Origin of the sequence: Dictyobacter kobayashii (genome assembly GCF_003967555.1) — a bacterium.
In the GTDB taxonomy this organism is placed as follows: Bacteria; Chloroflexota; Ktedonobacteria; order Ktedonobacterales; family Ktedonobacteraceae; genus Dictyobacter; species Dictyobacter kobayashii.
In genome coordinates this window covers 3,870,906-3,894,189 of the sequence record NZ_BIFS01000001.1, presented here as the reverse complement: position 1 = coordinate 3,894,189, position 23,284 = coordinate 3,870,906, and the positions used below count along the sequence as shown (strand labels likewise).

Sequence of the window (23,284 nt, the reverse complement as noted above, 5' to 3'; positions counted from 1 at the left end):
TCTACTATATCAACATAATTGCTTGAAATGCAAGGATAAATCTGCCATATTTGACAGTATAAAGCGACTATAAGGGGATTTTTGTTTGGTGGTTGTTTTGCCGCCTGCGGCGGCGGGGAGGGAAGAGGGGATGGGCGGGGGCACAGCCCCCGGGCCCCCAGTCAAGGGGCTGGCCGCCCCTTGCATCCCCGCTCCTCGCCTGCGGATGCGGAAGAGAGAAGCGGAGACGCAGTCAAGGGGCTGGCCGCCCCTTGCATCCCCGCTCCTCAGTTTTTTTTACATCTCAAAGGAGATACGATGAGCACACCCGATCAGGATAAGAGCACGGAAGAAAAAACTCTCTTACACCTTGGCCCTGGTGAAGGTAGTAAGGTGGAACACATTAAGATTGAGAGTAATTATCTGCATGGACAGATTGTAGAGGAGTTGGCGCAGGATACTCCGCGTTTTACTGAGGATCAGGTGCAGCTCATTAAGTTCCATGGGATGTACCAGCAGGAGGATCGGGATGCGCGCCAGGCTCGTAAGGCGGCGGGAGCGGAGAAGGCGTATCAGTTTATGATCCGTTCGCGTATTCCGGGTGGGGCTTTGACGGCTGAGCAGTACCTGGTGCAGGATGATTTGTCGGAGCGCTATGGCAATCATACGATGCGCATTACGACACGCCAGAGTTTTCAGCTACATGGTATCCTTAAGGGCGATATCCATGCGACGATCCATGGCATTAATGAGTCGCTGCTATCGACGCTGGCTGCCTGTGGCGATGTGAACCGCAATGTGATGGCCTGTCCGGCGCCCGTTTCCACGCGTGCCCAGGCTCAGATTCAGGAAGTTGCGAATAAGCTGGCATTACACCTGGCACCTAAGAGTTCGGCCTATCATGAGATCTGGGTAGATGGTGAGAAGGTACATTCCAGTGAGGAGGCGGAAGAGGTTGTTGAGCCGATGTATGGTCAGACCTATCTGCCCCGCAAGTTTAAAATCGGGGTGGCCTATCCCGGCGATAACTGTGTCGATGCCTTTACGCAGGATATTGGCTTTGTGGCCCGCGTAGAAGACGAGCAGCTGGTTGGCTTTACAGTGGTCATTGGTGGCGGCATGGGTTCTACACATGGTAAGAAAGAGACCTTTCCGCGCCTGGCCAATCCTTTCGCCGATGTGACAGTCGAGCAGGTGCTTAAGGTGGCTGAGACGATCATTACGGTGCAGCGCGACTATGGCGATCGCACCAATCGTCGCCATGCGCGTATGAAGTATGTGGTTGAGGAGCGCGGCATTCCCTGGTTTCGTCAGCAGGTGGAGGAGCGCCTGGGCTATACGCTGAGCGATCCTAGCGAGGTGCATTTCCACGATGTGGATCACCACCTTGGCTGGCACCAGCAGGCAGATGGGAACTGGTTCCTGGGGCTGCATATTGAGAATGGTCGCTTGAAGGATACTGAGACGCAGCGCTTAAAGAGTGGTCTGCGCGCGGTGATCCAGGAGTTCAGCCCCAATGTTCGTCTTACGGGTCAGCAAAATATTCTGCTGATCGATATTCCAGAGGAGAAACGAGAGGCCCTGGAGGCGCGTCTACAGGAATTCGGGATCGCCACCGATCCGGCTGCCGCAGGCGCTTACCGCTATGCTATGGCCTGTCCCGCGCTGCCAACCTGTGGATTGGCGGTGGCCGAGGCCGAGCGTGCACTGCCCGGTGTAGTAAAGCTGCTGGAGTCCAGCCTGACCGAACTGGGACTGGATAGTGAGAAGATCAGTTTCCGCATGACGGGCTGCCCGAATGGGTGTGCGCGACCGTACATGGGTGATGTTGGTTTTGTTGGGCGCTCCAAAGATCTTTATAATGTGCATCTCGGCGGCGACTGGCAAAATACACGCCTCAATACGATCTATGCTCAGAATGTCAATGTGAAAGATATTCCAGGACTGCTGCACCCACTCTTTGTGCTATGGCGCGATGAGCGCCAGAGTGGTGAGGGCTTTGGAGATTTCTGCCATCGCCTTGGCGTTGAGCAACTTAAAGAGCGTACGGCGGCACAGGCAACCACAAGGTAAGGGACTATGCCAAACTACTATCCCATTATGCTGGATGTGCGCAACCGACCAGTACTGGTCGTAGGGGCAATGCGGTCGCGGCTGAGAAGGCCGCGGCCCTCAGTGCCGCCGGAGCGCATGTCACGGTACAGAATCCAGAGTTTTGCGAAGAGTTGCATGATCTGGCGCAGCAGCCGAATGTGAGCTTGCGCTATAAGGCCTATGAGCCTGGCGATCTGGCGGGAGCTTTTGTGGTAGTAGCGGCGGCAACCTATGAGCCCGAACTGACGGAAGCGATCTGGCACGAAGCCCAGCAAAACAATCAACTGGTAAATATCGTCGATGTCCCCGCACGCTGCAACTTTATTGTCCCCTCGATCCTGCGTCGCGGCCAACTGACCATCTCCGTCTCCACAGAAGGGCCAGTCCCAGCCTGGCAAAACGTATCCGCCAGCGCCTCGAAGAGCTCTTTCCGGCAGAATACGCAGCCTATATGCGCCTGGCAACGATCGCGCGTGCCTATCTACGCCAGGGCGGGCTGAGCTATGCACAGCGGGATGATTTCTTCGGGGAGTTCTTTGCCTCGGATATCCTGGACCTGCTCATTGAGCAGGATGAGGTTGAGGCGCTGGCCAGCACTGTGCGTTTACTCCGTCGCTACCAGGTCGATATCTCCGTGTCGAACATTATCCATGATATGAAAGAGGCAGAGGCACAGCATGAGCACTCCCACTGATTCTGCTTTTCAGACCCACAACACCATACCAACCGAGGTCAATGATGACTCTGCCGCTGCAGCCAATCCATCGGGAAAAGTCTATTTGATCGGGGCGGGTCCCGGCGATCCAGAATTGATGACGGTCAAGGGCCTGCGCTACCTGCGCAGCGCTGATGTCGTGCTCTATGATCGCTTGATCAATCCTAATCTACTAAAAGAGGCACGGCCTGATGCCAATTTAATCTATGTTGGCAAGGGACCCGGCTGCCATACGATGCCGCAGGAACAGATCAATACCATCCTGGTGAACCAGGCGCTCCAGGGCTTAACCGTGGCTCGCCTGAAAGGGGGGATCCCTTTGTTTTTGGGCGTGGTGGTGAAGAGGCGTTGGCATTGACCGAGGCGAAGATCGCTTTTGAGATTGTGCCCGGCATTACATCGGCCATCGCTGTGCCGGCCTATGCTGGTATTCCGGTGACCCACCGCGACTATACGACATCCTTCACGGTGGTGACGGGACATAAAGGTCGCTCGTCTTCGCCGGCTGTAAACTGGGAGGCGCTGGCCCGGCTGGGCGGGACGTTGATCGTACTCATGGGCGTTAAGGCCCTGCCGGATGTAACACGGCGCTTGATACAGGGAGGACTGGACCCCACGACGCCGGCGGCGGTGATTCAGGAAGGGACCACGCCCAACAGCGAATGGTGACGGCTCCCGTGGCTGAGATCGCGGAGCGGGCTGCCGAGGCGGAACTGGATGCGCCGGCCCTGACTATTATCGGCTCGGTGGTTAGTGTAGGAGAGGCTCTGGCCTGGTATCAACAGGCACACAGCTCTCAAGAAGCCGAATAAGTAATTTTGCCTACTTGCTCGCATATCACTTGATCTATGTGATACACTGATAGAAAGTACATAAGTCCTGTTACGACGTTGTGATGGGGCTTGTGTCTTTAGACCGTCTCGCCGCTCTTCTATTTAGCATCCGCTATGCTACCCCCCGCCAAAAATTCTACGCGCACACATTTCCTCATGCATCACACTGTTAAAGTATTGTACATACGTGACACTTTTTCTGCTATCTTCTCGTATGATACATAAACCACCAGCAAGCTATATGGATAGTAAAGTTCTCAACATTTTAACCAATTTAACAACTGCTTAACATTTAGATAACATAGAAACACTACAATGAGTGAGGGATAGTTGTGTTCGTTAAACCTATCCTAATGGAAATGTTAACAAGGAGACGACAATTTTATGATCGTCGAAGATAAGTCGGTAGATACGCATTCGACAAGTAGTGCCCATACGCACTCTGTGCTAGAACAATTAGATAACAGCACGCTCTCTGGCTTTCATTTAAAAGCTATGATCACTTCAGGCATGGGATTCTTTACAGATGCCTATGATCTTTTTATTATTGGTGTTGCCCTCGCTATCCTGACACCTCTGTGGCACCTCAATACATTTGAAGTGTCTCTTATTGGCAGCACATCCCTGATTGCGGCAGCACTCGGCTCTATCATCTTCGGTCGCATTGCAGATTTCGTTGGTCGGAAGGCCATCTATGGCTTTACCTTGATTGTCCTGGCCATTGGGGCCATCGCTTCAGCACTGGCACCTAACCTGATCTGTCTGCTAATCTTTCGCTTTATCCTGGGACTGGGCATCGGCGGAGATTATCCTTTGAGTGCGACACTGATGAGCGAATATGCTAATCGCAAAGATCGTGGTAAGTTGATTACGATGGTCTTCTCGATGCAAGGCGCTGGCCTGGTGCTGGCACCGCTGATCGCCATTGTGCTACTCAGCATACACCTGAATAATGATCTGGTCTGGCGCTTGATGCTGGGTATCGGTGCTGTTCCTGCATTGGCAACCTTCTATCTGCGTCGTCAGATTGCTGAAACCCGCGCTTCTCGCTGGCAATGAATGGCGATGTTGACGCAGCCACACGTACCATCGGGCAGGTCATTGGTTCTCCTAGTGACCCTCGGGTACAGGAAAAAAAGATTGAGAGCAGCGAGAGAAAGAAAAGCCAGAAGAAAAAATCCTGGCTCTACCTGCTCTTCACCCCTCGCTACTTGAAATGGTTAATCGGTACCGCCGGTACCTGGTTCTTGTTGGATATCGCTTACTACGGTACTACTATCTCAAGTCCTCTAGTTCTTAAGTTGCTCAATCCTCATGCGCAACTGATTACTAATACCTTCTATACATTGATCATCTTCCTGGTGGCGGCTGTACGGGCTATATCCTGGCCGCTTTTACGATCGACCGCCTGGGGCGCAAATGGATCCAGTGCGTTGGCTTCGGTGTAATGGCGATAGCCTACCTGCTGCTGGCTTTTGTGCCACAGCTTACCACGATCACCGCCCCATTCCTGCTAGCTTATGGTGTAAGCTACTTCTTCACCGAGTTTGGTCCGAACGTGACCACCTTCGTGTATCCAGCCGAGATATTCCCGGTGATGGTACGCAGTACGGCTCATGGCCTGGCTGCAGCCCTCGGTAAAGTTGGCGCCTTCATTGGTGCCCTGGCCTTCCGGTCATCCTGGCACAATATAAGCTGCCGGGAGCGATGCTGGTCGCGGGCATTGTCTCAGTCCTGGGACTCATCCTGACGGTGTTCACACTGCCTGAGCCCAAAGGACGCTCCCTTGAAGAGATCTCTGAGGAACACACCCTATTCAGCAAATAATAAAAACCAGAACAAAACGAGGATCAACGATCGCTGATCCTCGTTTTGTTCTGGTTGGTTTAAGATTAGAAGCGCACGGGTAGTAGCCAGCGTAGGAGTGGAAGGATCTGTTGAATGACTGCCAGGTGGTCATAGTAGCCACGCTGCTCGACAATCAGGCCCTCTTCAAGTTTGAAGACGCTGACACCATCCACCTGGAAGGGTCGCGAGAGCCAGCCTAACCAGGGTTTTCGGCCCGGTACCGGACTCTGGCCATGGGTGGTCCAGCTAACAACTGCTCTCTTTTCGCTGCTGCAGATATATTCGGTTGGCGTGTAGGTAATGGTGGGCATCGTTTGAAAGCGCTGTACAAACCAGTCTGTGATGGCCTGTTTGCCACGACGTGGATATTTCATACCCGCATCATAGAGTTCGGCATCTTCACGATAGAAGGCGACAATTGCCGCCACATCATGTGCATTGAAGGCCGCGATCCATTGCGGGGCCGGTGACTGAATGGTGTTACCTGGCTGATTTTCATCAATGATAGACATAGTTTTCCCCTCTCCAGTATTTTTTTCTTTATACCATATGCCGGGGCGCACTGGGCATTGCACTTGCTCTGGCTGAGAAACTTTCAGCGTAAACCACTCGTATCAAATAAGAATCGCGCCTGAACGACAACATCAGTTAGCTCTATACAAGCTTATCCACATAAAAAGAGCGCGGCTACTGGTAAGGCGATATCAAAATTTAACAAGATAAGGGAAAAGCTGAGGTGGAAGGGATTTCTCCATCATTAACGCTACTACACTAGAGGAGGTACTTCGTGGATCAAAATAAAGAGAAGCTGGAAAAAGTAAATGTTGAGCCGATCTCGGCCCAGGAAAAGCAGCATGAGAAAAAAGAGATAATGGATGCGGCAAAGCGGGCTTCTAAAGGGGCCAGCGCTAAATCTTCAGCGGGCGATGAACTGGATGGCGTGGAGACCATTTCACGCGAGCAGGCAATGGACGAGATGAGGAAGGCGGCCCAAAAGGTCAAGAATGCAAATAAGCGTCAGGCATAAATTATTCAAGCGCTGAACAGGCACCCGCGGATCTGTCGAACTCGATAGACGGCGGGTGCTTTTTTGTTACTGCGAGTATTATTTTTTATAGACACCTATTTGAACCTATCCAGTAACTCAGATACCACAAGTTCAGGTGACACAATAGGACATGGCGACCAGATAGGTGGCACTTAGGGTATGGGAGATGCCAATTCGGAGGCCAAAATGGTACAGTAATATGGTAGAGCATTCTATCTACCGAGCGCTAGCGTGGATTGGCTTGCACCAAACACACAGTATCCGGTCGGCAAGATCTTATGTTTCTTAATCCTGGTCCCATAGAATGGTATAGTGAAAACGTATAGTATAGTGTTCGTACAGTTTCTTCTGCTTCTTTCTTCAAAGAATTTATTTATAAAATTTATAAGCCGCCTGCGTAGAACCAGAATTAGCGTAGCAATGTTAAGGGGAGGCAACCATTGACCACTTCGATAGATCGCTGGATCGATGATGCAACATTTCATGAAGATGTAGATTATATAGAGTCGCTCTGGCAACAGCGGCCTCTTGGCACGCTCGAGTTGCCACTCATCGATATCGGTAGGGGTGAGCCGCTCGTCTTTGTGCCAATCCTTGAACAGCTTGAATTTGTCTATTCGCGCCAGGTGCGCAAGATGAGTCAGTCGCGACGCGTAATCCTCTATCGGCGCCAGGAGATGCGCACGAAGCCGTTTGGCCCCAATGATCGGGCGGAAGAGCTGCGCCAGGTACTGGATGGACTGGGATTAGAGTGCCCGGACCTGGTGGGGCATGGGGACGCGGCCATGGTGCTCTTTGAGTTCGCGCTGCGCTATCCACAGCGCTGCCGTTCGTTGACGATCATTGCGCAGGGGGCCGACTACCGCATCTCCCCACATCCCTTTATCTGGTTCTTGCATGAGCTATTCTATCGCCTACCGGTGGAATATGTACTACCGGCCCCTTTCTTGCGCGCCAATGTTATCAACTACATCATGTCGCACAGTATGGATAACCACACGATCCCCTCGCTACCACGCCACTTGATTGAGGAGCAGTTCAGCAAAATCTCTCAATGGCCTTTTGTCTATAAATGTTCGGTCCTCCCTATCATCCACAATTTCGATATCCGCAAGCGCCTCAGCGGCCTGACCATGCCGATCTTACTGATTAATCGCACCGATGACGCCCTATCGCCGGAAGCAAAAACGCGCTGGCTGGCTAAACACTTACCTAATTGTGCGGGCTATCACGTCGTTTCTGGTAGGGAACGTTTCTTTATGTATTCTCGCGCAGAGACAGTGACTCCACTAATGGAAGCGTTCCTGGCAGCAAGAAATACGAGAAGAGGTTCACTCAAGCAGCTACAGCAATAAAACAAGGGAGAAGCAAATGGATGCAACCCTGATCGAGCCATTACGGCGTGTGGTAATTACCGGGCTGGGCGTGATCGCCCCGAATGGCATTGGAAAAGAACCGTTCTGGCAATCCTGCCTGGCTGGGCGCTCAGGGCTGCAGCGCATCACACGCTTCGATGCCAGTCGTTTACCATCTCAGGTAGCCGGCGAGGTAAACGCTTTTGAGCCACTTGAACTGGGCCTGACCCCCTATGAGATCGCTGAAATGGATCGAGCCACGCAGTTTGCGCTGGCCGCCGCTAATCTGGCCCTGGAAGATTCCGGGATAACACCATATCTGACGGCCGCTATCCGTGAACGGACGGGGGTAATGATGGGGTTGGCACTGGCCAACCTGGAAGAGGGTGAGCGACAATGGGCCCGTATGACAGACCAGGGAGCGCACTCTCCCCAACTGGTCTCCTCTGAACCCTTGCCTTCGAGCCTGTTGATGTCACATGCGGCCGCCAGTAGTATTGCGGCCCACCACCATTTGCATGGTCCCAATCTGGTGATTGCTACCGGCTGTTCGGCTGGCGCGGATGCGATCGGGCAGGCTTTCTGGGCCATTCAGGAGCAGCAGGCAGAGCTCATGCTGGCCGGCGGGACAGATGCGGCCATTAGCTATGCGGTAATGGATGTTTTTTGCGTGATGGGGGCGCTCAGTACCAGTTATAATGAGACACCGACGCGGGCCTCACGACCCTATGATCGGGAGCGCGATGGCTTTGTAATGGCCGAAGGTGCCGGTGTCCTGCTATTGGAAGAGCGCGCACATGCCCTCGCCCGGGGAGCCCATATCTACGCTGAGATCCTGGTGTTTAGCTCAAATAGCAATGCCTATCATATGACCTCTTTGCCACCGGCTGGCCAGCCACTACAACAACTCTTGCGCCAGACTATGGAGGAAGGAGAGATTACGCCGCGCGAGCTCGACTATATTAATGCCCATGGCAGTTCTACCCTTCCCAATGAGCGGGCGGAGACGGCTGCTTATAAAGCGGTACTGGGAGAGTATGCGGACCGCATCCCGATCAGTGCCACTAAATCTATGATTGGTCATAGCCAGGGGGCGGCCAGCGCCATTGAGACAGTCATTACTGCCCTGGTACTGGATCGGCAGATTCTTCCTCCCACTATCAATCAGGAGGTACCCGATCCTGATTGTGATCTGGATTATGTGCCCAATAGTGCCCGTCCGGCCAGGGTGAGGTTGGCATTGACACATTCCAGTGGCTTTGGCGGGTCAATAGCGCCTTATTGTTAGGACAAGCGAATTGGGATGGGTTGCATGAATAAAAGACAACGAAGGCGCGTGGTGATCAGCGGCCTGGGTGTGGTAGCTCCTAATGGCATTGGGCAGGAGGCATTCTGGCAGGCTACCAGCGCGGGCGTCTCGGGGATCAGTGCGCTACACTACGAGGGTGAGTTGCCGATCCGCATGGCGGGCGTGGTGCATAATTTTCTGGCTGAAGATTATATTGAGCGCAAGCTGACCAATCGCACGGATCGCATGACCCATTTTGCGTTTGCCGCCATTCAGGAGGCGCTGCAGGATGCCAGTTTACACCTTGAGCAGGAAAATCCGGGGCGTGTGGGGGCGGTAATTGCCAATACGATGGGGGGCATCGACTTTGTCATGCAGCAGTTGCAGACGCTCTATACACGCGGGCCGCGCTTTATGAGCGCGTACACGGCCATCGCCTGGCTGCATGTGGCTACAATCGGACAGACGGCTATCCGCCATAATATCCAGGGCTACTGCAAGACACCCGTTAACGACACAACCGGTGGACTCGATGCCCTGGGTATGGCCTATCAAGCCATCCAGCGTGGCACGGCGGATGTGATCATTGCCGGTGGCTGTGAGGCCTTTCTTAATCCTTTTATCCTCCTCATCCTGGCGCAACAGAGCCAGTATGTTACCGGCGATGATCCTGCTGGCTATCGTCCTTTTGACCGTCGTGGCAGTGGTATGATGCTGGCCGAGGGCGCAGGAATCTGCATTCTTGAGGAATATGAGCATGCCCGGGCGCGTGGAGCGACTATCTATGGTGAAGTGCTTGGTTATGGGCAGGCCAACGATGCCCACGGCTTGCAACCGCCATCTGAAGATGGTATACGCTATGCCAGGGCTATCTGCCAGACTATCCAGGCCGGTAATATCGATCTTGAAGAGGTGGCCTATTTGAGCCTGGATGGTCGTGCCCTGCCAGCCTCGGACCGTGGGGAGAGCGAGGCGCTGCACCTGGTCTTTGGTTCACAGCTACCCCATATTCCCGCCAGCGTGCCGCGCAGTATGTTTGGGCATAGCTATGCGGCGGCCGGCGCCATCGACACGATCACGGCCCTGCTGGCCTTGAAACATGGCCGCGTTCCCCCTACCATGAACTGCGAGGAGTTTGATGCACACCATGAGTTCCACCTGGTGCGGGATAAAGCCTACCACCTGCCCACATCCCCGGAGCATGAACGGCCAGGGATAGCCATTGTGGGTGGACGGGGTACAGGAGGGACCAACGTCGCGCTGGCAGTACGGAAAGGGGTCTAGTGGTGCGGGTCGCTATAATTGGGGCGGGCCCCACGGGTCTGACAGCCGCCAACCTGCTGGGCCTGGCAGGCATCGAGACGTTGCTGCTGGAACGCAATACAACGATCAGTGAGCAGCCACGGGCAATTACCATCGATGACGAGGGGCTGCGTATCTGCCAGGCCATGGGATTGGCGGACGAGGTGTGCGCCCATGCGCTACTCAAGCGTGAGGCCCACTATGTCTCAGGGGGCCGCTACCTGGCCAGGATCGCCCCGACGCAGCAACCCTATGGCTATCCTCAGATCTCGACCTTCCACCAGCCAACTTTAGAGGCCATCTTTTTACAGGGACTGGATCGCTTCCCCTGTGTGCAAGTTAGCTTTGGCCAGGCGGTCGAGTCATTCACCCAGGATGAGCATGGTATCAGCCTGTGCCTACGCGACCAGCATGACGCCTCATCCCAGCTTATCAACTGTGATTATGTGCTGGCCTGCGATGGTGGACGTAGCAAGATACGGCAGCAGCTCCAGGTTTTGCTGCGTCCACCGCGCTTGCGCGAGCTGCTGCCGCTTCAGACATCAGGACAGCCAAAGCCCCCCGAAGCAGCCATTATCGGCGACGCCAGCGCACACAGCGCTGGCTGGTGGTGGATACCATTGACCACGAAGATAGTGCGACGGCCCCGATTATCTTCTTCTGCAATCCGGCTCGGCCAGCGGTTACCGTGCCAGCTCCGAATGGAGGGCGGCGCTGGGAGTTTATGTTGCAGGCCGATGAGCACGAAAAGGACCTGCTGGATGATGCTGCGATCGTGCGTTGCATCCGGCAAGCCCTGCAGACACTGCCAGCCTCGTCACCGGCCAGACAAGCAGGGGAGTCAATACACATCCTGCGTAAGACGGTATATACCTTCCATGCTACGCTCGCTACGACCTTCAGGGCGGATCGCATCTTTCTGCTCGGGGATGCGGCGCACCTGATGCCGCCCTTCGGGGGACAGGGTATGAACAGCGGGCTGCGCGACGCCTACAATCTGTGCTGGAAGATCGCGTTGCTAGGGCAACAGGATACCTCCCCACGGTTGCTGGAGAGCTACCAGCAGGAGCGCCAGCCACACGTCACCCAGATGATCTACTTCTCAGCTTCGCTCGGGGCCATCATCATGCCCACTCAGAGAGCGCTGGCCCTCCTGCGTGACTGCGCCTTCATAAGTATCCAGCGGAGCAAGCCCCTGCGACGCTGGCTGGCAGAGATGGAGGTCAAGCCCCGACCAGTCTATCGGGCAGGCTTCCTCCTCTCGGGCAGAAGCAGTGGTCAGCTGCTCCCACAACCCATGGTCACCAGCGCCAACGGGCAGCGCCTGCCGCTGGATCAGCTCATAGAGGGACGTTTTTGTGTCTTCACACTATATGAAAAGCAGGCTGAGATAAGTGACAGGTTTCAGGGAGCGCTCTGGCAGCGGCTCAAGCTCCAGCAGATCTGCCTCTGCCCTACACAGGAGGCCCTGGAGCTGGCAAAGGCAAACCTGCCAGCCCACATAAGCTTGATCGTCGATGAGAGTGGCCAGTTGGGCCGGCTATGGCGCCATCATCCCAACCAGCTTCTCCTCACGCGCCCGGACTGCTATATCCTGGCCGCTTTCCACAGCTCTCAACTGGCCAGCATCGAAGGCCAGTTGGAGCGCTACCTCTTCCCCACTATCTAATCAGCCAGCAGACGCTGGTAGAGATCATCCTGCCGGGCAACGGCCTGGCGATAGATCTCGCCAGTCTGGTGATCGGGCCGGATCGGGTCCATGACAGCGGGCTGGAGTTTAGCCAGGTCCGGAATAATTCCCATGGCTTCCAGGGCGAGCAAGGCGGCTCCACGGGCCGAGGCTTCTTGTTCACGCGAAGGATAGATGGCAGTGTCAGTGGTGTCTGCGATGATCTGGCACAAGAGATGCGAGTGGAAAAGGGCTCCTCCACTGGCCATCAGACGGTGGTCCGATGGCTGCATATGCAGGGCCTGCAGCAACTGGCCGTGGATGACGCTGAGGCGATAGGCAAGGGACTCCATGCCCGCACGCAGGATCTCTTCGGGAGCGGTATGGATGGAGATGCCTGAGATGGTCATGTGGGCCTCGGCATGCCAGCCAATACTGCGCTCACCCGAGATAAAGGGAAGGATGGTGAGGCCATGACTGTCGGGTTTCAGGGCGGCGACTTTGGGCTCGGCTTCTTGCAGGGTAGGCAATTTGAAGGAGTTGGTGAGCCACGCCAGCAGGTTGCCTCCTTCGCTCATAGCTCCGCCCAGGATGGCGCGTTTAGCGTCGATGAAGTAGAGCCAGAGGCCAAAGGGAGCGGCTGAAATCTGGGCCGGGTCAACCACGACACGGATAGCGCTGGAGGTCCCCATGGTCAGGGACCAGTTCTGGGTCGTAATACAGCTGGTGCCGAGGCAGGCAGAAGCCCCATCGCCGATGGCTGGATACCAGGGGACCTCGCGCAAAGCTGGCCAGCGTGAGGCGTACTCGCCCTGCAAACCCTTCAGGGCGTCACGCGCATCCCCGACATCAGGGAATTGCTCACGGCGCACTTTGAGGGCCTCGATCAGCTCGCTATCCCACTGCCTGGTTTTGGTGGTGAGCATACCGGTAGCCGAAGCCATGGAGAGGCTACAGACTGATTTGCCCAGCAGCTTGCGATGCAGGTATTCACCAAAGGAGATCCATTGTTTGACCTTCTGGAAGACCTCGGGCTGGTTCTCGGATAGCCAGCGCAGCTTGGCGGGCCAGTAACTGGCGTGGAAGCGTACCCCGACGCGATCATGGACCGCCTTTTCATCAAATTCTTTGCGCAGCTCACGGGCGGTACCAAAGGCCCGGGTATCCTCCCAGGTAATCACTGGTGTCAGGGGATGGTTGTTTTCATCCACACCCAGCAGGCTATGCCAGAAGGTATCGATGGCCACCGCCCGAATGGAACTGGCCCGTTTGTCGGCCTTCTTCAGAACCTCGTCGATGGTCTGGGCCACCACATCCACCAGGTGATCAGCATCCACAGAGACCTCGCCCTGCGCCGAAGTGGTCAGCTCATACGTGTGCTGAGAAACCATATCTGGTATAGCGCTCCCCTGAGCATCGAAGAGCAGGGCACGCGTCGATGAAGTGCCGACGTCCAGCGCTAAGATAGATAGCGATTGTGTATCATCAGCCATAAAATATCTCTCCCAATAAATTACTATAAGAACAGCAATGTTAGTTATCCGCTGCGGTGGCGGACTCCGTATCGACACTGCGATGGGCATACATTAGTGTACACGCATTGTCACCACATTGTCGCTCTTCCTGCTTTGCCTTTACTTTGCGGCGGCGCGATGGTACGGTCAGGGCGGCACAGAGCGAGCTGATAAAGGCCAGGCCGGCCCCCATTAGCATGGCAACGCGGAAGCTGAGCATGAACGATTCGGCAATTCCTTGCTGTAAGATCTTGCGGGTGCCTGCATCAATGCTAGCGGGTACTTCGGCGGCGGCCAGTTTGCTACGCTGCGCATCCAGCGCGTGGCTGGCGACGGCCGAGACATGTTGCGTAGCAATCTGGTTATCCAGGGCCAGATTGAAAATGGATATTACTATCAGGCTAAAGATGGCAATGGCAAACAGGTTGGCGATACGGGCCACGGCATTATTGACACCTGAGGCCGTACCGGCATATTGGTCCTCGACGGCCCCATGACGGTGGTGGTCAGGGGCGCTACGGTGATGGCCATACCCAGACCCAGCACCATGACGGCCGGGAAATAGGTGGTCCAATAGCTACCACCGATACCGGGGATGGCAAACAGGATATAGCCGATGCCAGCGATCAACGGGCCAATTACCAGCGGTGGGCGAGCGCCGAAGCGGACCACCAGGCCACCAGACCAGCGCGAGAGCGAGAACATGAGCAGCGTAAAGGGCAGGAGGGCGGAGCCGGCGGCGGTCGGCGAGTAGCCCTGGACCCGGATCAGGTTGAAGGGCAGGAAGTAGAGCGTGGCCCCCAGGGCGGCATACAGAAAGAAGGTCAGGAGGTTGGTGCCGCTAAAGATGCGTGAGCTAAATAGCTGCAAGGGCATCATGGGGGCCGGGCTGCGGCGCTCAACAAAGATGAAGCCTACCAGGGCTAAGATACCCGCCAGGACGCAGCCAATGACGAGGGGATGCGTGATGCCATAGCTGCTGGCTTCGATCAGGCCGAAGACGAGCAGGCCCAGTCCAAGCGTGGCCAGACACGCTCCGGCGATATCCAGGTGGCGGTTGGTCCCCTCGCTACGGCTCTCGGGCACAAAGATAAACAGCACTATCATCACGATCACGGCCAGCGGCAGATTAATAAAGAAGACCCAGCGCCAGGAGGCGTATTGGACCAGCCAGCCACCGAGCACGGGTCCCAGGGCCGAGGTGATGGCGGAGAAGGCGGACCAGAGGCCAATGGCTTTGCCGCGCTGGGACTCGTCAAAGGAGGCGCGCAGAATGGCCAGGCTTTCAGGGGTTAATAAGGCGCCACCGATACCCTGGACGGCGCGCGCTACCACTAGCTGCGTGATGTCGGTGGTCAGGCCACACCACAGGGAGGCCAGGGCGAAAATGACAATACCAACGGCAAACATGCGCTTGCGACCATAGAGGTCGCCCATTGAGCCGCCAACGAGAATTAATGAGCCCAGGAATAAAGCATAGGCTTCAACGACCCATTGCACGCTGGCGGCCGTGGCATTTAAATCAACCTGGATACGCGGCAAGGCCACATTGACCACACTACCGTCAATGAAGGCCATACTGGAGCCCAGTATCGTCGCGAGCAGGATCCAGAATCCCTTGTTCTTTGGCAACATAGATAGAGTTCTCTCTTGATAGCGAATAAAGAGGGATGGATAAGCGGACTTATGTAATCCATCCCTCACACATATGTATCTATACACTAGTGTACACGTTCGATTTTTCAAAAGAGAAGCAGCGGGGCAGAGTTTATTAAAGATTGGGTAACTGCCAATTGATCTCTGGTTTGCCAGCGGCACGCAGGGAGGCGTTGATTTTTGAGAATGGGCGGCTGCCAAAGAAGCCGTTGCGAGCCGAGAGGGGCGAGGGGTGAGCGGATTCAATGATGGTGTGGCGGCTGGTATCGATCAGGGCCTTTTTCTTCTGCGCATAGCCACCCCACAGGACAAAGATGACGGGGCTCTCTTTGGCGTTGACGACACGAATCACTTCGTCGGTGAAGACTTCCCAGCCGTGATTCTTGTGCGAATTGGCCTGGTGGGCGCGCACGGTCAAAACGGCATTTAACATCAGCATGCCCTGATCGGCCCAGGGAACCAGGTAGCCGTTATTCGGAATGCTGCACCCGAGATCTTCGCGCAGTTCCTTAAACATATTGACTAGCGAGGGCGGCGGCTTGATGCCGGGGCGCACCGAGAAGCAGAGGCCGTGGGCCTGATTATGATCATGATAAGGATCTTGCCCTAACAGAAAAACATTTACATTATCATAGGGCGTATGGCGAAACGCCGAGAAGACATCTACCTCGGGGGAAAGACTTCGTATTGCTGGCGCTCTGCATCCACAAAATGGGCCAGCTTCTGAAAATATGGTTTCTCTAGCTCGCCATTCAAATGGGCGTGCCAGCTCTCTGGAATATCAATCTGCATACATATTCCCTTATTTCTTTTTTTTGGTCACAGCTGCGGACATAACAATTTGCTGCGGCTACCTTTCTATTCTCTCTCAAGCACCCCAAAACGGCAACCTGCTGTGCCCCAGGGCGGACCATCCCAGCCATGCGGCCACGTATTTTTTGGTACGTGGCCGCACGGCGAGGTTCTTTGTAGGCTGGCGTTTCGCCTTGCTGGGACGTGCAGGTGCGGGATGGAAGCGACCGTTGAAGGTCGCACCTACGGGGTTTGCATTATTTTTCTTTTATATACCATGTTCCTTTCTTGTGTGGGTGATGCGGTTGAGGCCGGGGTTGAGGGGTTGGGTGGTGTTTTGGAGGGTGAGTTCTCCGGTAATGTTGGCGGGTAGGATGACTTCGATTTGGAAGGCGCTGTCCTGCTGGGTCCAGCTTACCTGGATGTCTCCGTGGGGTGTGGGGACGGTGCCACGAGCCCATTGGAGCCCGGAGGTTTGCGGGGCGATGCGTACCCGTTGGTAGCCGGGCTCGCTGGGTTGGATGCCCAGGACCTGTGTGGAGAGGAAGTAGGCGGGGGCCGCGGACCAGCCGTGACAGAGGCTGCGGCTCCAGTGCGGGCTGTTCAGGTTGGGGAAGGTTTCCCAGAAGGTGGTGGCCCCTTTTTCTAGCATGCGGCCCCATTGGTCGCGCATGAGGGTGATGACGGTGTCCAGCTTTTGGTAGTCAAAGAGCGTTTCGGCGGTGAAGAAGAGGAACCAGGGACTACCTACCGGGACGACCTGGTCGGCCGGGAATTTGCTGGCTTCGGCGGGCGAGCTGCCGATGAAGTTGCCTTGCTGGGCGGCCTCGACGAGCGGTAAGACGCGTTCGATGCGCTCGGAGGGGACGCAGTGGCAGAGCAGGACCAGGGTGTTGGTGTGCTCGCTGATACGGGTGCGCTGCAGGAAACTTTCGCGGCTGTCGAGGGCAGTCCCATATTCGGCGGCCAATGCTTGATGATAGGCATAACCCTGCTCGTCACGGACGGTGTCGACGTAGGCGCCGCGCTCCTCGGACCAGCAGTAGGCGTTGATGGCCTGGTAGATGCGCTCGGCGTTGTCGCGATAGCTGACCGCGTCGCTGCGCAGCTCGGCCTCCTGCTCGCTATTGGTAGCAGCAAGGATCTCGGCCAGGCTGGCGGCGCGGCGCAGGCTCTCGACCAGCAGGGCATTGGAGGAGGTGACCTCACCATCGCGCGTCAGGTCCATGGCGGACCAGTCCACCAGGTTCCAGACGTCGGGCAGGTTGAGCAGTCCACGCGGCGAGAGGAAGGCGAGGCAGCGCTGCAGGCATTCGCGCAGCGCTGGATAGAGCTGCGCCAGGATGGCGCGGTCGCCGGTAATATGATAATGTTCCTGCACATTCCAGATCCACAGGAAGGTCCACATCGGGATCTCGCTGAACCAGCCGCTCGCCACGTGATCGGTGGTCAGGTGGGCGCGCCTGGACAGGTGGGGCGGCTTGATGCTATCCAGTTTGCGCGATAGGGATTGATCGGTCAGCAGCAGGCAGCGTGTGGTCAGCTCATAAGCGCCAAAGGTGACGGCGTTGATCAGGGCTGAGTTGCGCGCATCCCCGACCCAGAAAACCTGCTCATAGGCGGGACAATCCACATAGGTGTCCTCCATACAGAGCTGGACCGTGTAGGCGGCGACATCCCAGATGTTGCTGAGGAGCGCATCGCTACAGGCAAAGCTACCGCGCCGCTCGACCGGATAGGTATTGAGGAGCGTGCGCACGTTATAGAGCTTTATGGGCGTGCTGGTGAAGGCGGGGAAGCGGAAGGTGAGGGAGGCGTAGCGGTAGCCACGGCGCTGGTGCGAGCGGAAGGTCTGGTGGCCAGCGCGACAGGTGTAGCGGAAGCTGTTGCGCAGCATGTCGGTCCAGAAGATACCGCTGGCGTCGATGCCCTCGAATAAGTTGGCATCCACAATCGTCCCCTCGGGCGCATCCAGTTCCAGGACCGGGAAGCCCACCAGCTCACGACCAAAATCGATGATCAGGTGCACGTCGCCTTCTTGCTGGGGATAGAGCAGGGTATAATTGGCGTCCTGGTGCAACAGGGCCGAGACGGACTCGACCAGCGGCGTGTCGGTCCGCTCTAGCTGCTCGCGTGGCTGGGGTATAGCGATGCTGGCCGCGCAAAAACCTTCTGTGGGCAAGATAAAGTGCTGGGCCCGCGTCACCAGGGTAATATCTTCCATATTCTCTGTGGCTGCTATGGCCACCCGTGGAACGGCAGGAAGCTGCTCAGGGCTGCTGGCCGCTAGGAGCTGGGAGTAGTTATCATTGCGTTCATCAAAGGGTCCTAAATAGGCCCAGACGGCCTCATTCTCTGTGGAGCCGATGGCCAGTAGTCGCGAGGCCTCAAAGGTAAGCTGCTCGTCGGTCTGGAAGGAGAGGGCGGGCCATTCGGTGCCGGCAATCACAAACAGGTTGCGGCCAGCGTGTAGCTCCAGCTCACCGGCCAGCGGCTGACCATTACAGCTCATACCACGTCCCTCATAATCGGCATTGCTGGCATTGGCCAGTCCCACCCGACAGGCGCGCTCAGCCACAATCTCGGTCGCGAAGGCCAGGCCACGTGTCCCCAGCGCATCGCCGCGCACGCCCTGCGTCAGGTCGCGCACCCGATGGCGCAGGTCAAAGCTCCAGCGATAACCGGGCCGCAGCTGTGCTATCTCGGCCGCCAGGACTTTGCTGGGCAGCACCACATCGCGCGTCAAAAAGGGGATGCTGCGCGGGATCAACTCTTGCCAGGGTGCAGTCCCGACCGGTCCGACGATGGTAGCCGCCTGCCAGCCATCTTCCTGATAGCCGGGAAGGTGCCAGCCATCTTCCTGCCGCGCATCATACTGTTCTTCAAAGCCCTGCTGGATAGAGATGCGCGGTGCATGGCGCTCGAAGACAGGATCGGCGGCGACCAGCCAGCTGGCATCGCTGCTGATGCGCTCACTATACCCATCGGCGTATTCCAGTACCAGCTCACAAAGCAGGCCGCCACGACCACGAATATATTGAAAGGTCTGATCGCCCCAATGCACCACACGGGCCGCCAGCACATTCTCCTCGCCCGCCCGTAGCCAGCCAGTCACATCATACTCATCATAGCTATAAGCCCACGGAAACGAGCGCACCGGCCCATTCCCAACATCCTCACCATTGACAAATAGCTCATAGCGGCTATCCGCCGTAATCAATAAGCTGGCCCGCCTCACCTCGGCCGCCTCAAGCCGAAACGCCCGCCGCACCCGCAGCCAGAAATTGCGTGGCGACACCTCGCCCTGCTGCCAGATCCAATTCGCCCCAGAAGTAAAATCCATAACAGCCTCTGCTCCTTCGCAAAAATATATACATAAATATTTCTGTTTCAATCTAGTATAAAACCAAACAAAACAAAATGTAACCCTCGTAAGGCAACTTCTGGCATATTTTTGGTAAGAGAGCTATCTGGGACAACAAAAAAGAGCCTGCCGGGATGGCAGGCTCTTTCGTTTGGTTTTTTGACGGTGTGACCGCTCGCCGCTTAGCCGACGCTGCCGGACATTTCCAGCTGGATCAGGCGGTTGAGTTCGACGGCGTATTCCATCGGGAGCTCTTTGGTGATTGGCTCGATGAAACCGTTAACGATCAGTGAGTAGGCCTCAGACTCGTCCAGACCACGGCTCATCAGGTAGAAGAGCTGGTCCTCACCGACTTTGGAGACGGTGGCTTCGTGGCCGATCTCGGTCTGGTTCTCTTCAACACGAATGGTTGGATAGGTGTCGGTACGGGCATTCTCGTCGAGCAAGAGCGCGTCACAACGAACGCTGGACTTGGTGTGGTGCGCACCTGGATTGATGCGGACCAGTCCTCGATAGGAGGCGCGACCGGTACCCTTGGAGACGGACTTCGACAGGATCTGGGACGTGGTGTGTGGTGCCAGATGGGTGATCTTGGCGCCGGCGTCCTGGTGCATGCCGTCGTTCGCGAAGGCGACTGAGAGCACATCACCGCGAGCTCCTGGCTCCATCAATAAGACGGCCGGGTACTTCATGGTGACCTTTGAGCCGAGGTTGCCATCAACCCATTCCATGGTGGCGTCGCGATAGGCGGCGGCACGCTTGGTGACCAGGTTGTAGACGTTCTTCGACCAGTTCTGGATGGTAGTGTAACGTACACGCGCACCTTCCATGGCTTTGATCTCTACGACTGCACTGTGCAGGCTGTCACTGCTATAGCTTGGCGCGGTACAACCCTCAACGTAGTGGACATAGGAGCCTGGCTCGGCGATAATCAGTGTGCGCTCGAACTGGCCCATGTTCTGGGCGTTGATACGGAAGTAGGCCTGCAGCGGGATCTCGACGCGCACGTTGCGTGGCACGTAGACGAAGCTTCCACCACTCCAGACGGCGCTATTCAATGAAGCGAACTTGTTGTCGGATGGCGGGATGATCGAGCCAAAGTGCTCTTTAATGATATCTGGATATTCACGTAGCGCGGTATCCATATCGGTAAAGATCACGCCTAGCTTCTCGAGGTCTTCGCGCATCTTGTGGTAGACGGCCTCACTCTCGTACTGAGCGGTGACACCGGCCAGGTACTTCTGCTCAGCCTGCGGAATGCCCAGGCGATCAAAGGTATCCTTGATCTCTAAAGGAATATCATCCCAGTTCTTACCCTGCTGGGCAACTGGCTTGATATAATAAAAGATATTGTCGAAATCAATGCCCGACAGATCAGCTCCCCAGGTAGGCATGGGACGCTTCTCATAGAGATCAAAGCTCTTGAGGCGGAAGTCGCGCATCCAACTGGGTTCGCCCTTCATTTCGGAAATCTGCTCGACGACCTTGCGGGTCAGCCCTCTCTCGGACTTATATGTATAGTTTTCTTTAACATGGAACCCAGCACTGTAGTTACCCTGTTCCAATTCAAATGCTTGACTCATGATTCACTCCACTTGCTGGCTGATTCTATCTGAGACACAGAAAGCCACGTGCTTTCTTAGTAGTTTAATCCTTACTTCTGGACTCGGATTTAATTGTATTATATGTGGTTTCCCCATCAATGTCAAGGCTGAAGAGGGTCAGCGGGGCTCTTATGACCCCCTTGCGAGCTGCAGCTGCGCCCCGAAAATAGCTGAATGCCTGCTTTGTTGGACAATACCCTTTGCAACGTTCTGCCGGTATGTCAAAATAGGAGGAAGGTGCAATTGATGGTAATGCTCAGTATAGCATAAAGCGGTTGCATCCAGCTATCTTTAGAAAATAGAGAGCCAGGAGTTGCTATGATCAATCACCTGCTGCTGCGGCTGTGGAAGCTACTACGCGGCAAGCCACAATGGTACTTTCTCTGGTTGATGCATCCCAAGTTTATCGTCGGGGTGTCCGGGGTGATCTTCGATGAGCAGGGGCGCATCCTGTTGTTGCGCCACCGCTTCTGGATGCAGGCCACCTGGGGACTGCCCGGCGGCTATGCCAACAAAAATGAACGCCTGGAAGATACGCTGCGCCGCGAGGTGCGCGAAGAGACCGGCTACAACATTCAAGTGACGTCCCTGATCCGCGTTGTCAGCGGCTACCGCCTGCGCCTCGAAGCCAGCTATCGCGGCACCTTCCTCGGTGGCGAAGAACGGCTCGATAACCGCGAGGTGATGGAGGCGCGCTTCTTCCACCCCAACGAGCTCCCAGCTGGCCTGCTCCCCTCACAACGCGAGATCATCAGGCTCTCCCTGGCCACCCCCGACCAGGCGCGCACACCATGATACGATACGCACCGACCCGCGACAAAGCGGAAACAGGCCACAAAAGTGGTGCCAAAGGTACTTGACAATCCGCAAGAATCCTTGCTATCATGGAATTATAGAGGATGTATTGCATCCTCAACACGCGCCCATAGCTCAGTGGATAGAGCAACCGCCTTCTAAGCGGTTGGCCGCAGGTTCGAACCCTGCTGGGCGCGCCCCTTCCTTCTTAAAACCATCCGTGATCTTATAATAAATCACATGTCGTATGCATCACCGAGAGGCACAAAATCTGGCCGCAACCAATACCAATATTGCCCTTCATTGTTATAGAGACGTGAAAGAAGATCCGTAAAAGAGGTCGCTATAACTGGACAATCCCCACTTAATCCATGCGTTTCATGAAAACTATCATAGCATCTACCAAATCTTTCCTTACTAAAATCAATGGTCAAGTAATCACTACCTGTATCATCACCAATGATATACCAGCTAGCAGTTATGTCGTCCTCAACAGTCTCACCTATGATTACCGGGTTAGCAAGAACACAACACGTAGGTGGCACAATAATTAATGGAGAATATTCTCCATCTGGTCCATTAAACAGGCTTATACCCCCACATATGGTATAGAACTGTTTCAAATATTCCGGTAAAACATGATTCAGATCTAAAATTGGAAGTCCTACAGGATCGTAAACCTGACAGTTTGGCGTCGCACGAATTTTATGAGCTAAACTGTCTTTTTACATCAAAACCTTCTATTAAGTGTGAATTCGGATTTAAAAGAGGGTTAAGGATACAGGGTACCAATCATAAGTAATAAGAATGTATAGCAAAGACCAAAGTTAAGGTTGAATGCGACAAATTCAAGCCATTTGCGTAGTGTAGCCTTTGGCCGCGTGGCATACTCGCGCAAACTCAAATTAAAGGTATCCCCAGCTTTTGCCATAATATGCATAAACGAGCCCATCCAATATATGAGTAAAACTCCGATGAGAGAATGCCCAAATTCGTTTTGTCCATCAATCATTGGTAAGAAAAATTCCAGGAGTGCCAGGATAAAAGACACTGCGTAGCCTAAATATGCAAGCCCTATTAACCTTGATTCTAAGTTTCGATATGAGTAATCCCCAAGGCTACCTTCCTCAGCCTCAGTAATACATTTATCATGAGCCATTTGTACCTCTTTTTTACCTTCTATGTTTCTTGCTATGTACATACAGTCTGGCTGCCGTTAGCCTCGAGTATTAATATTTATATGTTTTTTTTATTAATATAGACGAGGTTAAATTTTCAATCTTCAATATGGTTTTGTTTTGGATCGGTCTGTCTAGATGACATAGGTGACATATAAGAGATCCTGGGGAGGATAGGAATCTAACATGAGCGGGCTACATTGAAATAAGGAGGCCTCAACAATTTATTTATCTGTTGAGACCTCTTTAT

At 55.0% G+C, this 23,284-nt stretch carries 20 protein-coding genes, 1 tRNA gene and 4 pseudogenes; 16 read left to right on the top strand and 9 right to left on the bottom strand.

Going from position 1 to position 23,284, the window contains the following annotated elements; all coding sequences use genetic code 11:
- Positions 1-297 precede the first annotated feature (297 nt).
- From EL645_RS17170 to EL645_RS41065, 8 genes and pseudogenes are all read left to right on the top strand, one after another.
- Positions 298-2,052: an NADPH-dependent assimilatory sulfite reductase hemoprotein subunit gene (locus EL645_RS17170; RefSeq protein WP_126551654.1), complete on the top strand. Its 1,755-nt coding sequence runs from the start codon at positions 298-300 to the stop codon at positions 2,050-2,052.
- 77 nt (positions 2,053-2,129) lie between these two features.
- Positions 2,130-2,573 (top strand): annotated as a pseudogene (locus EL645_RS17165) (precorrin-2 dehydrogenase/sirohydrochlorin ferrochelatase family protein); the annotation flags it as partial.
- Complete coding sequence (locus tag EL645_RS17160) at positions 2,525-2,767, top strand: hypothetical protein (RefSeq protein WP_126551652.1); 243 nt, start codon at positions 2,525-2,527, stop codon at positions 2,765-2,767. The pseudogene EL645_RS17165 and the gene EL645_RS17160, both read left to right, overlap by 49 nt.
- Positions 2,751-3,457: pseudogene (gene cobA / locus EL645_RS45495) on the top strand (uroporphyrinogen-III C-methyltransferase). Before EL645_RS17160 ends, cobA begins: the two are co-directional and overlap by 17 nt.
- A gap of 8 nt (positions 3,458-3,465) precedes the next feature.
- Complete coding sequence (locus EL645_RS44275) at positions 3,466-3,600, top strand: hypothetical protein (RefSeq protein WP_281276317.1); 135 nt, start codon at positions 3,466-3,468, stop codon at positions 3,598-3,600.
- Positions 3,601-4,005: 405 nt separating this feature from the next.
- Positions 4,006-4,680 (top strand): MFS transporter, encoded by a 675-nt coding sequence (locus EL645_RS41075; protein WP_218031884.1) that lies wholly within the window; start codon positions 4,006-4,008, stop codon positions 4,678-4,680.
- Positions 4,677-5,069, top strand: a complete 393-nt coding sequence (locus tag EL645_RS41070) for a hypothetical protein (protein WP_218031883.1) — start codon at positions 4,677-4,679, stop codon at positions 5,067-5,069. The genes EL645_RS41075 and EL645_RS41070 overlap by 4 nt, the downstream gene beginning before the upstream one ends.
- Positions 4,967-5,371: an MFS transporter gene (locus tag EL645_RS41065; RefSeq protein WP_218032052.1), complete on the top strand. Its 405-nt coding sequence runs from the start codon at positions 4,967-4,969 to the stop codon at positions 5,369-5,371. Before EL645_RS41070 ends, EL645_RS41065 begins: the two co-directional genes overlap by 103 nt.
- A gap of 142 nt (positions 5,372-5,513) precedes the next feature.
- Here the strand turns inward: EL645_RS41065 and EL645_RS17145 are convergent, their stop codons facing one another.
- Complete coding sequence (locus tag EL645_RS17145; protein WP_126551651.1) at positions 5,514-5,981, bottom strand: nuclear transport factor 2 family protein; 468 nt, start codon at positions 5,979-5,981, stop codon at positions 5,514-5,516.
- Positions 5,982-6,256: 275 nt separating this feature from the next.
- Between EL645_RS17145 and EL645_RS17140 the strand changes: the two genes are divergently transcribed.
- From EL645_RS17140 to EL645_RS44265, 6 genes and pseudogenes are all read left to right on the top strand, one after another.
- Positions 6,257-6,496, top strand: coding sequence for a hypothetical protein (locus EL645_RS17140; protein WP_126551650.1), 240 nt, complete (start codon positions 6,257-6,259; stop codon positions 6,494-6,496).
- 461 nt (positions 6,497-6,957) lie between these two features.
- A complete protein-coding gene (locus tag EL645_RS17135) occupies positions 6,958-7,872 on the top strand; it encodes an alpha/beta fold hydrolase (RefSeq protein WP_126551649.1) in 915 nt (304 codons plus the stop codon).
- Between the two features lie 16 nt (positions 7,873-7,888).
- Entirely contained in the window at positions 7,889-9,160 is a 1,272-nt protein-coding gene (locus EL645_RS17130; RefSeq protein WP_126551648.1) for a beta-ketoacyl-[acyl-carrier-protein] synthase family protein, read from the top strand.
- A 24-nt stretch (positions 9,161-9,184) separates the two neighbouring features.
- Positions 9,185-10,444, top strand: a complete 1,260-nt coding sequence (locus EL645_RS17125) for a beta-ketoacyl-[acyl-carrier-protein] synthase family protein (RefSeq protein WP_161977431.1) — start codon at positions 9,185-9,187, stop codon at positions 10,442-10,444.
- Positions 10,444-10,947: pseudogene (locus EL645_RS44270) on the top strand (FAD-dependent monooxygenase); the annotation flags it as partial. The gene EL645_RS17125 and the pseudogene EL645_RS44270, both read left to right, overlap by 1 nt.
- A gap of 239 nt (positions 10,948-11,186) precedes the next feature.
- Positions 11,187-12,131, top strand: coding sequence for an FAD-dependent monooxygenase (locus EL645_RS44265; protein ID WP_371865736.1), 945 nt, complete (start codon positions 11,187-11,189; stop codon positions 12,129-12,131).
- Here EL645_RS44265 and EL645_RS17110 read toward each other — a convergent pair.
- The 6 genes and pseudogenes from EL645_RS17110 to sufB form a co-directional block, all read right to left on the bottom strand.
- On the bottom strand, positions 12,128-13,624 hold the full coding sequence (locus tag EL645_RS17110) for a gluconokinase (RefSeq protein WP_126551644.1): 1,497 nt from the start codon (positions 13,622-13,624) through the stop codon (positions 12,128-12,130). The two genes, EL645_RS44265 and EL645_RS17110, sit on opposite strands and share 4 nt — an antisense overlap.
- Before the next feature lie 40 nt (positions 13,625-13,664).
- On the bottom strand, positions 13,665-14,087 hold the full coding sequence (locus tag EL645_RS41060) for a hypothetical protein (protein WP_218031882.1): 423 nt from the start codon (positions 14,085-14,087) through the stop codon (positions 13,665-13,667).
- Entirely contained in the window at positions 14,042-15,280 is a 1,239-nt protein-coding gene (locus tag EL645_RS17105; RefSeq protein WP_218031881.1) for an MFS transporter, read from the bottom strand. The genes EL645_RS41060 and EL645_RS17105 overlap by 46 nt, the downstream gene beginning before the upstream one ends.
- A gap of 136 nt (positions 15,281-15,416) precedes the next feature.
- Positions 15,417-16,093, bottom strand: a pseudogene (ung, locus tag EL645_RS17100) (uracil-DNA glycosylase).
- Between the two features lie 268 nt (positions 16,094-16,361).
- Positions 16,362-19,436 carry a family 78 glycoside hydrolase catalytic domain gene (locus tag EL645_RS17095; RefSeq protein WP_126551643.1) on the bottom strand — a complete coding sequence of 1,025 codons (3,075 nt, stop codon included), beginning with the start codon at positions 19,434-19,436 and terminating at the stop codon, positions 16,362-16,364.
- 203 nt (positions 19,437-19,639) lie between these two features.
- On the bottom strand, positions 19,640-21,040 hold the full coding sequence (gene sufB / locus EL645_RS17090; protein WP_126551642.1) for a Fe-S cluster assembly protein SufB: 1,401 nt from the start codon (positions 21,038-21,040) through the stop codon (positions 19,640-19,642).
- Between the two features lie 339 nt (positions 21,041-21,379).
- Between sufB and EL645_RS17085 the strand changes: the two genes are divergently transcribed.
- Positions 21,380-21,856: an NUDIX domain-containing protein gene (locus EL645_RS17085; RefSeq protein WP_126551641.1), complete on the top strand. Its 477-nt coding sequence runs from the start codon at positions 21,380-21,382 to the stop codon at positions 21,854-21,856.
- A gap of 124 nt (positions 21,857-21,980) precedes the next feature.
- Positions 21,981-22,053, top strand: a tRNA-Arg gene (locus EL645_RS17080).
- Between the two features lie 39 nt (positions 22,054-22,092).
- Here EL645_RS17080 and EL645_RS45490 read toward each other — a convergent pair.
- Both EL645_RS45490 and EL645_RS17070 read right to left on the bottom strand, forming a co-directional pair.
- On the bottom strand, positions 22,093-22,560 hold the full coding sequence (locus tag EL645_RS45490) for an SMI1/KNR4 family protein (RefSeq protein ID WP_126554230.1): 468 nt from the start codon (positions 22,558-22,560) through the stop codon (positions 22,093-22,095).
- A 68-nt stretch (positions 22,561-22,628) separates the two neighbouring features.
- A complete protein-coding gene (locus tag EL645_RS17070) occupies positions 22,629-23,015 on the bottom strand; it encodes a hypothetical protein (protein WP_136625230.1) in 387 nt (128 codons plus the stop codon).
- Positions 23,016-23,284 lie beyond the last annotated feature (269 nt).